Below are 12,611 nucleotides of genomic sequence, written 5' to 3'. Positions count from 1 at the left end.
TATACAGAAAACCCTTTAATTCTTTTTCTCAACCCAGCTATATTGATAGTTTTCATCCTCTAATCGTTGTGCTTTCTTAACGACTTTTAAAGGACGGAATGTATCGATCATAACGGCCAATTCCAATGTCTCTTTCTTGCCAATACTATCTTCAATTTTGCCTGGATGCGGACCATGCGGAATGCCCGATGGATGAAGCGTAATCGATTCTTCTTTTACTCCCTTTCGGCTCATGAAATTTCCTTCAACATAATACAAGACTTCATCGCTGTCTACGTTACTATGGAAATATGGAGCTGGAACAGCCTCTGGGTGATAATCATATAAACGTGGAACAAAGGAGCAAATAACAAAATTTTGACCTTCAAACGTTTGATGGACTGGAGGCGGCTGATGAATACGCCCAGTTATTGGTTCAAAATCACTTACATTGAAAATCCAAGGATATAAATATCCATCCCAGCCAACAACATCAAGTGGATGATGCTCAAAATAATGGGCATGTAAGTATCCCCTTGATTTTGTTCGAACTTCGAATTCCCCTTTTTCTGTGTAAGTAGCTAGACTCTCCGGTCCTCTTATATCTCTTTCACAAAAAGGACTATGCTCGAGCAATTGACCAAATTCATTTCGGTAACGCTTAGGTGTTGTGATCCAGCTGGATGTTTCCACCACAAGGAACTTAGATTCTCCTTGATCCGGTGTTACTCGATAAACGGTTCCCACAGGAATTACAATATAATCACCTGGCTTATATTGAAGAGTTCCAAACGTAGTTTCAATTTTTCCAGAACCATGATGGACGAATAACAGCTCATCTCCATCGCTATTACGATAGAAATAATCCATCTTTTCAGTAGGGTTTACTACCCCAATTAACAAGTCCTCATTCCCAAGTACATATTCTCTTCCCATGACAGCGTCACTTGGTTCTTTATTAACATTGTCAGAATAAAAATGACGCGGACGAAGCGCACCTTGCTCCTCATACTCTACCTTACATTCTCCAATTAAATGCGTTTTAGAAAATGCAGTAGGAGCGTTATGGTGATATAAAATAGATTGAATCCCTGAAAACCCTTTTGTCCCCATTACTTGCTCTTTAAATAAGCTTTCGTCTTCCTTTCGAAAAACAATGTGCCTTTTGTTAGGCACTTTTCCCATTTGACGATAAAATGACATATCCTTTATACCCCCTGCAAAATTGAGATAAATCTATTTTTCATCATACACAAGTGCTTGTTTTGACAATATTTCCTGTACGTCATGCGCAGGCGCTACCACTCCTGTCACTTCACCAAACCCTACCCGATAACCTTCGCCTTGACACCATCCGGTAATCGTAAGCTCATCTCCATCTTCTAACCATTCTCTCTGCTCGCCTTCACCTAGATTAATTGGCTCTGTTCCACGCCATGTTAATTCTAATAAACTTCCACGGGATTCTTTTTCCGATCCGCTAATCGTCCCCGTACCCAGTAAGTCCCCAGGATTCAGATCACACCCTCCAATAGTATGATGTGCAACCATTTGAGCTGCACTCCAATATAGTGAACGATAGTTACTAGAACTGATTCGCTTTGGCGTACTTTGCTTTTCTCCCTTTAAATAGACTTCTAGTTGAATATCAAAAGAGCTGTCCCCTTGCTGTCTGAGATACTCTAATGGCTTAGGTTCTTGTATAGGACCAGGTACACGGAAAGATTCTAATGCCTCTAATGGTACTACCCATGGAGATATAGAAGTTGAAAAGTTTTTCGCGAGGAAAGGCCCTAATGGCTGATACTCCCATGCTTGGATATCACGAGCACTCCAATCATTCACTAACACCGCACCAAAAATATGCTGCTCTGCTTGTTCAATTGGAATAGGTTCGCCTAATTTATTCCCCGTACCTATTAAAAATCCCATCTCAAGCTCAAAATCAAGTTGTTTACAAGCTCCAAAAATCGGAGCATCAGCATTTTTCGGTTTTGTTTGACCAACCGGACGTCGTATCGTTGTTTCACTTAAAACGACTGAACTAGATCGGCCATGGTATCCTACCGGTAAATGAGTCCAATTGGGCATTAAAGCGTTTTCTTTCCCACGGAACATAATTCCTACATTGGTCGCATGCTCTTTAGACGCATAAAAATCAGTATAATCTCCAATTTCTACAGGAAGATGAAGCTGCACTTCATTTTGTAAATAAAGAGATAGGTTACGAAGAGCATAATTATCTCTTAAGCGTGGTTCATCTGCTGACAATAAAATTTGGATTTCTTTTCTTACACGGCTCCAAACATCCCTTCCCAAACTCATAAAGTCATTTAAGGCTGGACGATTAAAAACCGTGATATCCTCCGTAATGATATCGTTAAAAAACCCTTCTTTTTCTAATACAGATAAATCCAATACATATTCCCCTATTGCCACTCCAATTCGAGGTGTTTTATTATTCTCTGTACTAAATACACCATAAGGGAGGTTTTGAATCGGAAAATGAGAATCCTGATTTACTTCGATAAATGATTTCTTCACAAGATTGCCTCCTGTTGATTTTTTAATTCCATTAATTCATCTTTTGGTTCATCAAAACTGCAGCTGCCAAATGATAATAATGATGTTTTTCTTAACTTTTCTATTTCCTGAGAAGTCACACTTAAATGCTGCCATGCTAAACGATCCTCATGAAAAGAGAAACTACTTGAGTTTTCATCCAAGAGAATTTCTTCTATCTTTTTTACATGTAAATTTTGAGTGGCGGCCAACATTCCAGCCATAAAAATATTGAAAAATCCATGCATCTTTGTTTTTACTTCATCACGATACATTCGAATAGGATGGTGTAATCCAGCTGTGAACTTCATTGCTAGATTTCGATCTCTACATGAAGCCATTACAAAGGCTACTTGTTCAGGGCTAGGAAACATCTCGGCTTTAATCCCACCTGTACGAAGCTTTACTCCAATCCATGATTCCTTCAACGAATTGTGCGCTGTTATTGCATCAAGAGTTTCAGATACATGATTTTTCCAATCTCTAATTAGCGGCACTTCACAAAATACTTTCATGTTTAAATCTGATGCTGAACTGGATATTTCAACCAATAAATCCAAACTTGGAACATCAGGTGGCAAAGGAATTTCAACCATTTCAACTTTGACCTTATTTCCATACTGATCAATAAAAGCAGAAATGTGCTTTATATCTTCTTGAAACTGCATTTTACACTCTGTTTCAGAGCTGCTCTTTCTTCCAGTAATAGAAAGAGTTAAGGGAATTTCTTCAGAAAATAAGTGAATATACGAATCTAACTGCTTTAGTTGTGATACTGGTAAAATAAACGGTCCCAACATCCAAGAATCGTCGCTATTCTTATAATGCGAATAATTGTTAATAGCGGAGTCTAATGATAGATTCGCTGGAGGGAATAACCCTGCGTAATCAATCAAACGATTCTGGAAAACGGAAAGACTAGTATTCATCATTCCAACTTTCCTTTCTTATCTAATCTTTAAATTTATATCATTAACTCGATAATTCCTATTTATTTTTCTAGATTAATCATCTCTATTTACATGGCTTTATGTTTGAATGTCTGGATTCGTTCTTCCCAAAATTGATCCAGTTTTCTCGTTAATCCTCCAGAACCAAACTTGACCTTCTTACCTTGATTTTCAGTTACACTTATATATTGAATAAAAGATAAAATCATTTCTCTTCTTTCTACAATTAGACTTAATCCTTGATTATAAAACCAACGATCAATCGTATTGTAAACACCCTTATTAATTTCATATCTTTCTTCACAAAGCTGTGAAAAAAGCAAATCTGGCATATTTAAGATTTCCTCTAATTGACGTTTCCTCATTACAACACTCCTCCAAACTTGTGATGTAAAAAGCTAACAATTCACAAGAAGAAATTGTTCATTTGCTTTTTCAATATCATTTTTCAGCTGTTGAACCAGCTGTTCAATCGAGTCAAATGCCTGCTCATTCCGAATAAAAAACAAAATATCTATCGTCAATTGTTCCCCATAAATATCTTGATTAAAATCAAGGATATACACTTCAAAAGAAACAGTTGGCTTTTCTCCCTTAAATGTTGGCCTGATTCCAATATTCATAACCCCTCTATACGAAACACCTTTATAATAAACTTGGACCCCGTATACCCCCTTTGGAAAATAAGGTTCCTCCTCAGAGTTAACACGCAAGTTTGCTGTAGGAAATCCTATTGTCCTTCCAATTTGACGACCGGGAATGACTTCACCTTTAAAAACCGTTTTTTTATTATCTTTCTCTAACACTTTCATCATTTCACCTACATTCTCAAAAATGGGAAGATTAAATAGTTTTCATTGCCTACTACAGATAGTTTATTGGCCAACTCGAATTTTTTCATACGGATTGACACGATATTAATAAGAGTAGCCCTCCTCTTAAAATCTGAAGAGGGCGATAGATTACTTGAATATTGTCACAATACACGATTAAACATTTAGCGCTTTAAATGCAGGGATTACTTTTTCCCCTAATAAACGAACGGATCGAAGAGCATCTTCATACTTCATGTTCCCAAAATTCAGTTGAAGCGAGAATTGATGAACATCGAAAAATTCAGATAATTCTTTGAATCGTTTTATTACCGTTTCAGGACTACCAATAGCTGCACGACCTTCATTTAAAACTTTTTCATATGTCATAGCTCGTAAACCTTCAGCTATTTTATCGTATCCTTTGTACTGTTCAGAAGAAGTAGCATCCCATGCCGTTGCTGATTCAAGGAAAACGTTTACATAGTGCTCCATATAACCTTTAGCGTCTGCAATCGCCTGTTGCTCATCTTCATGAATATACGTATGTAGCGCCATTTGAATTTGGTCTTTCTGAACTGTTCCATGACCTGCTTTTTCATAAGCCTTCTTATATAATTGAATATTTTCACGTAATTTATCATAATCCGCTAAATAAGGTACAACCATCAAATTATGACCATTTTCGCCAGCCCATTCAAAAGATTCAGCAGTTTGGATTGCTGCTACCCATGTAGGAATTTTCTTTTGAGTCGGACGAGGCACAACGGATACATTTTCAAAATTGTAGATTTCTCCATTATGTGTCACTTTATCTTCTGACCATAAGCGACGAATGACTCCTAAACTTTCACGGTAACGTGTGTTACTTTCTGACATTGGTACACCGAACGTATTAAACTCATGAGGCAAGAAAGCACGAGCAAATCCAACTTCTAATCTTCCGCCACTAATGGCATCTAACATAGATAACTCATGTGCTAATTTAACAGGGTGAGTAAAAGCTGGAAGTACACAACCCGTTACAAGACGAAGATTTTTTGCTCTTTGTGAAGCTGCTGCTAAGAAAATACTTGGGTTTGAAGAATAACCACCGTAAGCATGTTCATAATGCTCAACGATACGAACGTGATGATATCCTAATTGATCTGCTACTTCAGTAAGATCAAGCGCCTCGCGAAAATATTGTTCTCCTGACTTATCCTCTGGATGACTATCTGGAAAAAATGAAAGACCAAATTGCATATTCAACATCTCCCTTTACTTTTTTAATTTTAATTAAAGTTTCCATGCACTAAATTCACTATGTGAATTAAGTGATTCACTTTATAAACTGATTATATATCGCTTATCGAAGGAAATCAATGAAAAATGTTCAAAAAAATGTAATAAATTTTCTAAAAAAATCAAAAAAAGTAGTTTTTTCCTATCTAAACAACTGTAAACTAGTATGTAATAAAACAATTTCGGGCTCATTTTGCCAAACAGAGTTGCACAAAATGAGCCCAAAATAAATAATGGTATAAATTTCATGAAATATACCTTGCTTTATAATTTGAAATATATATACTATTCACCAAACTAGTAATTCAATATGTGAATTGTTATTAAAATTTAATTGGAGGTAAACACCTATGAGAGAGGTAAACATTAAATTAAACCACTCACTTGAAAAGGCGATTAGCATCTTAGACTGCTTTTCTCTCGATACCCAATATCAAACAATCGAGAATATATGTAAATTAGTAAATATCCCAAAGCCAACTGCCTATCGCCTTCTTTACACAATGGAGACGCTAGGGCTAGTTCATTATAACGCTGAGGATTCTACTTACTGTCTAGGGATGAAAATGTTTGGATATGGTGGCATTGTTCTTCAGCGTTTAAATGTCATCCATGCAGCGGCCCCCTACCTTACTGCCCTGCATCATAAAACAGGCTTTTCTGTTTTATTAGCTATCCTTGAAAGTAACCACCTCGTTTATATTGATAAACGAGTAACTATCGAAGGAATAGGATATACATCTACAATTGGAAGATTTAGAGATCCTCATTACGGAGCTCTAGGAAAGGTTTTAATGGCGTATCTCGAAGATTCAAAAATTGAAAAGATGCTGCAAACATCACCCTTAATAAAATATACCGATTTCAGCATTACAGATTCTGCTGCTTTTTTAGAACAGTCCCGACAAATAAGGGAACAGGGATACTCTATTGATAACGAAGAGGTAATCTTAGACGTTACTGCTGTTGCAGCACCTGTTAAAAACAAATGGGATCAAGTTATAGCCGCGGTAACAGTAGTTGGACCTAAAAGTAAGATGCATGAATATTCCATTTCAGAGATCATTAAAGATGTCTGCCACTCTACAGAGCTCATTTCTGTGGAATTAGGAAACAAAACTCATTAATTTATATCCTATAGAATGTATGGTCCAAGCAAAAAGAAAAAATGAAAGGAGCAAGAGGAACTGTCAAAAACGACAGTCCCTCTTGCTCCATATATCGCACTTAAATCTCTGTAAATAAATCACTGCATTATTAAAATTCTTTATACTGACTACAAATCCTTCTCCAACTAACCTGGGTTCTTACGTACTTTGGGTGAAGGTTTAATTTTTTTATTCTGGAAAACTAATTAATACCTTTCTAGGGAGTTAATTAGTTTGAACCAAGACAATTTCGTCAATAATCGGAATCTCCTTTTTTAATAAAGACGAGAGAGTCGCTTCGATTTTATTATCGATTTCACAAATCGTGATTGCAGCACCATTGATTTTTGAACGTTCATTTGCCATACGGGCGATATTAAATCCATTTTGATAAAGAATCCTCGATAATTCAGCAATAAACCCTGTTCGGTCGGTATGGCGAATTACAAGTGTTGGCCGTTCTCCTGAAAATTTTAATGGATAGTCATCAAATTCCTGAACCTCTACTTTACCACCGCCTAAAGAGCTGGCCAATACCTTGACAGTACGTGAAGCTCCTGTCAATTCTACAAGAACTGTATTCGGATGATAGCTTCCAAGCACCCGTTTCGTGAATTCGTATTGTAAGCTATTTTCTTCAGCAATTTTTTTGGCATTTGGAATGCCCTCATCCATTGTAGATAACCCAAGAACACCTGATAATAGAGCTAGGTCTGTTCCATGGCCTTGATAGGTTTCAGCGAAGGAGCCCGTCAGCGAGAACTTTACATATAATGGATTTTCGTTTAATAGCTGGCGGGCAATGTTCCCGATTCGGACAGCTCCAGCTGTATGAGAACTCGAAGGGCCGACCATTACGGGACCGATAATCTCATACGCACTTTGGTATTTTGCTGGCCCAAGGCCGCTAGTTTTTTTGCTTAGAATTTGTTCCTTCAATTTTTGCCCTGTGGGAGTTCCGGCAAGACCGCCTATCCCCGTTTCTCTCAACGATTCGGGCATTTGCTGTCCTACTTCATGCATCACATGGATGACTTCATCTGCAGGAATGACGCTGGCTACCCCAGCTAAAGCCATATCTGCCGCAGCTTGGGCGGTAATTGCATGTAAACCGTTGCGAATGATACAAGGAATTTCCACCAGTCCAGCAACGGGATCACAAACCAACCCCAGTGAATTTTTCAAAGCAATTCCGATGGCATTTCCAACCTGCATCGGTGTTCCGCCGGCAAGCTCAACTAAAGTACCAGCTGCCATTGCGGTTGCTGATCCGACTTCAGCCTGGCACCCGCCAGCAGCACCTGATATCGAAGCTTTATTTGCAATTACTAAGCCGAGGGCGGAGGCAGTGAATATTGACTGTACAATCTGCTCACGTGTAAACTTTCCGCTGTCAAGAGCGTGAACAAGTACAGCTGGCAGGATTCCTGCTGAACCAGCTGTTGGCGTCGCCACAATCCGTCCCATTGCCGCATTTACTTCTGATACCGCAAACGCATTCGCTGCGGCATTTAATGTGGCAGGATTGACAAAGGAATTCCCATCTTTAGCATACTGATAAAGCCGGTTTCCATCCCCTCCTGTTAAACCAGTACGCGACATAACGGGACTCAGTGTCCCTCTGCGGACAGCCTCTTCCATTACCGTAAATTGTTCCGACATTTTTTCAACGATCACTTCTCTAGGATACCCTTTCTGATGTACCTCAGTTTTGATCATTAATTCTGAAATGGTTGTTTTCTCTTGATCTGCAAGTTCAATTAATTCTTTTAAACTTGTAAAAGACATGTGATCACTCCTAAAAAAAGACTGTCCCTATGCCAGATGCATAAAGAACTGCTCGCTTTATTTACTCTTATCCAAGACATTCTATTATAACAGCTGCCATGGCTTTTGCTACAATTATTAGGGTATCTTCATTAATGCCAATATTTCCTTTTCGTTAATATTCCGATTATCCCTTGATTCTATTCCAGTTCGTTTCGCTTTTATGAAGTTTACCATGACCTCTTGTAAAACTAACTTGCTCCTTTAGTTGAAGAACAACAATCCTATAAACATTCATTTTCAGTGCTTTTTTTCTACCAACTGTTTATACTTTAAATACTGCAAAATTTCTTATATATCGGAAAGCCTCGTTAGGTTTGGGGCGGTCTTGCTGCTCTGATCTATGCTTGTATTGTTGGTATTATTTATCCAAGTATGCTTTTACCATATCCAGCAGATACCTATAACGATAGCTTAACTAAAACGTTTCTCCTTATCTTGTTCTTCAGCCAATTAGTTGCATTATTCGTTTACTTAGGATTTGCAATGTACAAGCTAACGAATGATAAAGATGAATCTTAAAATTATGAAACGGCCTCTTATTGTAAGGGGCTTTTATTGTCTCTTTTAAAACTCCCCCCTCCCTTTTTGAAATAGCTCCAAAATGTTTGGTTAGGAGTGTCTCTTCGTTTTTTAATATTCAACTATACAGAATATAAACCACCCGTGCCTCTCACCTTTTAATTAATCCTTATTCATCGGCCTCCTTTGCTACTTTCTTTGGATCAGGCAACAGTCTGACACCCTAGAACGTATTCATATTAACTTGTACTATCATCAACACTATGAAGCCTTGGCCAGATAAGAAGCAAAAGGTAAGAGTTGGCTAATAACTAGTCACACAAATGTAAACTAATACATAAAAGTTTACTTTCAAAACACTGATTTAATTGACTTTATTCCATTACCAGTGATATTGTTAAATCACTAAGAAAAGTATACATTCAAAACGTTGATTCTACTGGTATGAATGAAAGGGTGAGGCATAATGGCAAAGGAACATTTAATTGACGTTCAACCTATTAGATCATTGAAAAAATTAAATGATATGAAATGGTCGTTGAAAAGACATTGCAGTGAAAGAGACTACATATTGTTCCTGTTAGGCATTAATACCGGTTTACGTGTATCTGATCTATTATCGTTAAAGGTAAAGGATATTAAAGGTAAGATGAAGGTTATTATTAAGGAAGGCAAGACAAAGAAGCCTAGAACAATACAGCTTAATAATGTATTTAATGAATTAGCAGCTTATATTGATACTGTTGATAGTGAATGGCTGTTCCCTTCACGTAAAGGTGATAAACCTATAAGTAAAATACAAGCCTATAGACAGCTTAATAAGGCCGCAGATATGGTAGACATTGAAAGTGTAGGTACTCATACCATGCGGAAAACGTTCGGGTACTGGTTCTATAAACAGAGTAAAGACGTGGCTAAATTACAAATAATCCTTAACCATTCACACCCTGAAATTACTTTAAAGTACATTGGAATTACTGATGAAGAAATAGAAGACAGCTTAAACAACTTTGTACTATAGGAGGACGGAAAAATGACACTAACTGAATACAATGCAAGATATGAATATATCATTCACAGTAATATTTCTGACAGACAAAAGGCGCTGAAATTAGCTGATTTAATGACCGATATGGAAGGACAACTAGGAAATGAAATAGGAGAACATCAGAATAAAGAAGTAAATGCTTTGTATAGAAAAGTATCTCTTCTATCCAACTTGTTATAATCGAGCTTGAGACCTTGCCTTATGTGCAAGGTTCTTTTTTTGCGCTTACTAAACCGTATAACTAAAGTCGAAATGAGGTTAATATTTCGTTTTCCTTATCGTTACTCATCCCCTTTTTTACATGTTATTAATTTAATCGTGTGCAAACAAAGAAAAAGGATTCCTACATTTCTGTAAGAATCCTTTTTTCTTAACTTTTCTTCGACCTATTGATACCGGTGGCCGGGGTCGAACCGGCACTCCCGAAGGAACACGATTTTGAGTCGTGCGCGTCTGCCAATTCCGCCACACCGGCATTGTTGGAGGCGGCAACCGGATTTGAACCGGTGATAAAGGTTTTGCAGACCTCTGCCTTACCACTTGGCTATGCCGCCAACTTTCTGGAGCGGAAGACGGGATTCGAACCCGCGACCCCAACCTTGGCAAGGTTGTATTCTACCACTGAACTACTTCCGCAAAAATGGCTGGGCTAGAAGGATTCGAACCTTCGCATGACGGAATCAAAATCCGCTGCCTTACCGCTTGGCTATAGCCCATTAATGCTTTATTTTAAATGGGGCGACTGATGGGAATCGAACCCACGAATGTCGGAACCACAATCCGATGCGTTAACCACTTCGCCACAATCGCCATAATAATTAAATTGGCAGGGGTAGTAGGAATCGAACCCACACTGAAGGTTTTGGAGACCTTAGTTCTACCTTTAAACTATACCCCTATAGATGGTGGAGGGGGGCAGATTCGAACTGCCGAACCCGAAGGAGCGGATTTACAGTCCGCCGCGTTTAGCCACTTCGCTACCCCTCCATATATAAATGAAACGTGGTGCCGGCAAGAGGACTTGAACCCCCAACCTACTGATTACAAGTCAGTTGCTCTACCAGTTGAGCTACACCGGCAAATGGTGGCTCAGGACGGAATCGAACCGCCGACACAAGGATTTTCAGTCCTTTGCTCTACCGACTGAGCTACTGAGCCTAATACTTTTTAAAAATGGCGGTCCGGACGGGACTCGAACCCGCGACCTCCTGCGTGACAGGCAGGCATTCTAACCAGCTGAACTACCGGACCATATTGCGGGGACAGGATTTGAACCTGCGACCTTCGGGTTATGAGCCCGACGAGCTACCGGACTGCTCCACCCCGCGACGTTAAAAATGAAAGATTTATAAATGGTGGAGGATGACGGGATCGAACCGCCGACCCTCTGCTTGTAAGGCAGATGCTCTCCCAGCTGAGCTAATCCTCCAATATGATTAATGGTGACCCCTACGGGATTCGAACCCGTGTTACCGCCGTGAAAGGGCGGTGTCTTAACCGCTTGACCAAGGGGCCATACTATATAAAATGGCGGAGAGCAAGGGATTTGAACCCTTGAGACAGGGTTACCCGTCTACACGATTTCCAATCGTGCTCCTTCGGCCACTCGGACAGCTCTCCAATATGGCTCCGCAGGTAGGATTCGAACCTACGACCGCTCGGTTAACAGCCGAGTGCTCTACCACTGAGCTACTGCGGATCGATATCAGCTTGGCGACGTCCTACTCTCACAGGGGGAAACCCCCAACTACCATCGGCGCTGAAGAGCTTAACTTCCGTGTTCGGAATGGGAACGGGTGTGACCTCTTCGCTATCGTCACCAAACATTACTTCTTTCAGTCACTATTCTATTATAGTACTTTATCAGAAGTTTTGCAAGAATTTTTTTATTCTTTCAAAACTAGATAATAAGAAAGCATTGCGTATTATCAAAACAATAGGTTAAGTCCTCGACCGATTAGTATCAGTCAGCTCCATGTGTCGCCACACTTCCACCTCTGACCTATCAACCTGATCATCTTTCAGGGGTCTTACTAGCTTGCGCTATGGGAAATCTCATCTTGAGGGGGGCTTCATGCTTAGATGCTTTCAGCACTTATCCCGTCCGCACATAGCTACCCAGCGATGCCTTTGGCAAGACAACTGGTACACCAGCGGTGCGTCCATCCCGGTCCTCTCGTACTAAGGACAGCTCCTCTCAAATTTCCTGCGCCCACGACGGATAGGGACCGAACTGTCTCACGACGTTCTGAACCCAGCTCGCGTACCGCTTTAATGGGCGAACAGCCCAACCCTTGGGACCGACTACAGCCCCAGGATGCGATGAGCCGACATCGAGGTGCCAAACCTCCCCGTCGATGTGGACTCTTGGGGGAGATAAGCCTGTTATCCCCGGGGTAGCTTTTATCCGTTGAGCGATGGCCCTTCCATGCGGAACCACCGGATCACTAAGCCCGACTTTCGTCCCTGCTCGACTTGT

General features: G+C 39.7%; 10 protein-coding genes, 15 tRNA genes and 2 rRNA genes (1 of these 27 cut by a window edge). 3 read left to right on the top strand and 24 right to left on the bottom strand.

Annotated elements, in window-relative coordinates; all coding sequences use genetic code 11:
• Positions 1–15 precede the first annotated feature (15 nt).
• The 6 genes from BAOM_RS03765 to BAOM_RS03740 form a co-directional block, all read right to left on the bottom strand.
• On the bottom strand, positions 16–1,182 hold the full coding sequence (locus BAOM_RS03765) for a homogentisate 1,2-dioxygenase (RefSeq protein WP_127759110.1): 1,167 nt from the start codon (positions 1,180–1,182) through the stop codon (positions 16–18).
• A gap of 33 nt (positions 1,183–1,215) precedes the next feature.
• Positions 1,216–2,523: a fumarylacetoacetase gene (gene fahA / locus BAOM_RS03760; RefSeq protein ID WP_127759109.1), complete on the bottom strand. Its 1,308-nt coding sequence runs from the start codon at positions 2,521–2,523 to the stop codon at positions 1,216–1,218.
• The gene (locus BAOM_RS03755; RefSeq protein WP_127759108.1) at positions 2,520–3,473 is read right to left on the bottom strand and encodes a hypothetical protein; all 954 of its coding nucleotides are present in this window, start codon (positions 3,471–3,473) and stop codon (positions 2,520–2,522) included. The genes fahA and BAOM_RS03755 overlap by 4 nt, the downstream gene beginning before the upstream one ends.
• An 86-nt stretch (positions 3,474–3,559) precedes the next feature.
• Positions 3,560–3,856, bottom strand: a complete 297-nt coding sequence (locus tag BAOM_RS03750; RefSeq protein ID WP_127759107.1) for a hypothetical protein — start codon at positions 3,854–3,856, stop codon at positions 3,560–3,562.
• A gap of 33 nt (positions 3,857–3,889) precedes the next feature.
• A complete protein-coding gene (locus BAOM_RS03745; RefSeq protein WP_127759106.1) occupies positions 3,890–4,306 on the bottom strand; it encodes a riboflavin kinase in 417 nt (138 codons plus the stop codon).
• 174 nt (positions 4,307–4,480) lie between these two features.
• Positions 4,481–5,548: an LLM class flavin-dependent oxidoreductase gene (locus tag BAOM_RS03740; RefSeq protein ID WP_164853121.1), complete on the bottom strand. Its 1,068-nt coding sequence runs from the start codon at positions 5,546–5,548 to the stop codon at positions 4,481–4,483.
• Between the two features lie 389 nt (positions 5,549–5,937).
• Here BAOM_RS03740 and BAOM_RS03735 point away from each other — a divergent pair, with 389 nt between their 5' ends.
• Positions 5,938–6,714: an IclR family transcriptional regulator gene (locus BAOM_RS03735; protein WP_127759104.1), complete on the top strand. Its 777-nt coding sequence runs from the start codon at positions 5,938–5,940 to the stop codon at positions 6,712–6,714.
• A gap of 246 nt (positions 6,715–6,960) precedes the next feature.
• On the opposite strand, the gene sdaAA is transcribed toward BAOM_RS03735, so the two are convergent.
• Positions 6,961–8,523, bottom strand: coding sequence for an L-serine ammonia-lyase, iron-sulfur-dependent, subunit alpha (gene sdaAA / locus BAOM_RS25310; protein ID WP_127759103.1), 1,563 nt, complete (start codon positions 8,521–8,523; stop codon positions 6,961–6,963).
• Between the two features lie 1,027 nt (positions 8,524–9,550).
• On the opposite strand from sdaAA, the gene BAOM_RS03725 reads away from it, so the two are divergent.
• Together BAOM_RS03725 and BAOM_RS03720 are read left to right on the top strand one after the other, a co-directional pair.
• On the top strand, positions 9,551–10,105 hold the full coding sequence (locus BAOM_RS03725; protein ID WP_127759102.1) for a site-specific integrase: 555 nt from the start codon (positions 9,551–9,553) through the stop codon (positions 10,103–10,105).
• A 12-nt stretch (positions 10,106–10,117) separates the two neighbouring features.
• Positions 10,118–10,312, top strand: coding sequence for a hypothetical protein (locus tag BAOM_RS03720; RefSeq protein ID WP_127759101.1), 195 nt, complete (start codon positions 10,118–10,120; stop codon positions 10,310–10,312).
• A 213-nt stretch (positions 10,313–10,525) separates the two neighbouring features.
• Here BAOM_RS03720 and BAOM_RS03715 read toward each other — a convergent pair.
• From BAOM_RS03715 to BAOM_RS03635, 17 genes are all read right to left on the bottom strand, one after another.
• Positions 10,526–10,607: transfer RNA gene (locus BAOM_RS03715), tRNA-Leu, on the bottom strand.
• A gap of 5 nt (positions 10,608–10,612) precedes the next feature.
• A tRNA-Cys gene (locus BAOM_RS03710) sits at positions 10,613–10,686 on the bottom strand.
• Positions 10,687–10,693: 7 nt separating this feature from the next.
• Positions 10,694–10,768, bottom strand: a tRNA-Gly gene (locus BAOM_RS03705).
• A gap of 5 nt (positions 10,769–10,773) precedes the next feature.
• Positions 10,774–10,848, bottom strand: a tRNA-Gln gene (locus tag BAOM_RS03700).
• Positions 10,849–10,866: 18 nt separating this feature from the next.
• Positions 10,867–10,942: transfer RNA gene (locus tag BAOM_RS03695), tRNA-His, on the bottom strand.
• A 14-nt stretch (positions 10,943–10,956) separates the two neighbouring features.
• Positions 10,957–11,030 (bottom strand) — tRNA-Trp (locus BAOM_RS03690).
• A 5-nt stretch (positions 11,031–11,035) separates the two neighbouring features.
• Positions 11,036–11,119 (bottom strand) — tRNA-Tyr (locus BAOM_RS03685).
• Between the two features lie 16 nt (positions 11,120–11,135).
• Positions 11,136–11,211 (bottom strand) — tRNA-Thr (locus BAOM_RS03680).
• Between the two features lie 3 nt (positions 11,212–11,214).
• Positions 11,215–11,290 (bottom strand) — tRNA-Phe (locus BAOM_RS03675).
• A gap of 16 nt (positions 11,291–11,306) precedes the next feature.
• Positions 11,307–11,383, bottom strand: a tRNA-Asp gene (locus BAOM_RS03670).
• A gap of 3 nt (positions 11,384–11,386) precedes the next feature.
• A tRNA-Met gene (locus BAOM_RS03665) sits at positions 11,387–11,460 on the bottom strand.
• 25 nt (positions 11,461–11,485) lie between these two features.
• Positions 11,486–11,561: transfer RNA gene (locus BAOM_RS03660), tRNA-Val, on the bottom strand.
• 11 nt (positions 11,562–11,572) lie between these two features.
• Positions 11,573–11,647, bottom strand: a tRNA-Glu gene (locus BAOM_RS03655).
• Between the two features lie 13 nt (positions 11,648–11,660).
• Positions 11,661–11,752 (bottom strand) — tRNA-Ser (locus BAOM_RS03650).
• Between the two features lie 4 nt (positions 11,753–11,756).
• Positions 11,757–11,831: transfer RNA gene (locus tag BAOM_RS03645), tRNA-Asn, on the bottom strand.
• A 9-nt stretch (positions 11,832–11,840) separates the two neighbouring features.
• A 5S ribosomal RNA gene (gene rrf / locus BAOM_RS03640) occupies positions 11,841–11,956 on the bottom strand.
• 113 nt (positions 11,957–12,069) lie between these two features.
• Positions 12,070–12,611: ribosomal RNA gene (locus BAOM_RS03635) — 23S ribosomal RNA — on the bottom strand; it runs 2,392 nt beyond the window's last position.

Origin of the sequence: Peribacillus asahii, from assembly GCF_004006295.1 — a bacterium.
Taxonomy (GTDB): domain Bacteria; phylum Bacillota; class Bacilli; order Bacillales; family DSM-1321; genus Peribacillus; species Peribacillus asahii_A.
The sequence above is the reverse complement of the archived record's forward strand: the minus strand, read 5'-3'. Positions and strand labels throughout refer to the sequence as shown.

Excerpts from the sequence above, each read along its gene's own strand:
- BAOM_RS03765 (WP_127759110.1), bottom strand. The coding sequence starts at position 1,182 with ATGTCATTTTATCGTCAAATGGGAAAAGTGCCTAACAAAAGGCACATT.
- BAOM_RS03755 (WP_127759108.1), bottom strand. The coding sequence starts at position 3,473 with ATGATGAATACTAGTCTTTCCGTTTTCCAGAATCGTTTGATTGATTAC.
- BAOM_RS03750 (WP_127759107.1), bottom strand. The coding sequence starts at position 3,856 with ATGAGGAAACGTCAATTAGAGGAAATCTTAAATATGCCAGATTTGCTT.
- BAOM_RS03745 (WP_127759106.1), bottom strand. The coding sequence starts at position 4,306 with ATGATGAAAGTGTTAGAGAAAGATAATAAAAAAACGGTTTTTAAAGGT.
- BAOM_RS03740 (WP_164853121.1), bottom strand. The coding sequence starts at position 5,548 with ATGCAATTTGGTCTTTCATTTTTTCCAGATAGTCATCCAGAGGATAAG.
- BAOM_RS03735 (WP_127759104.1), top strand. The coding sequence starts at position 5,938 with ATGAGAGAGGTAAACATTAAATTAAACCACTCACTTGAAAAGGCGATT.
- sdaAA (WP_127759103.1), bottom strand. The coding sequence starts at position 8,523 with ATGTCTTTTACAAGTTTAAAAGAATTAATTGAACTTGCAGATCAAGAG.
- BAOM_RS03725 (WP_127759102.1), top strand. The coding sequence starts at position 9,551 with ATGGCAAAGGAACATTTAATTGACGTTCAACCTATTAGATCATTGAAA.
- BAOM_RS03720 (WP_127759101.1), top strand. The coding sequence starts at position 10,118 with ATGACACTAACTGAATACAATGCAAGATATGAATATATCATTCACAGT.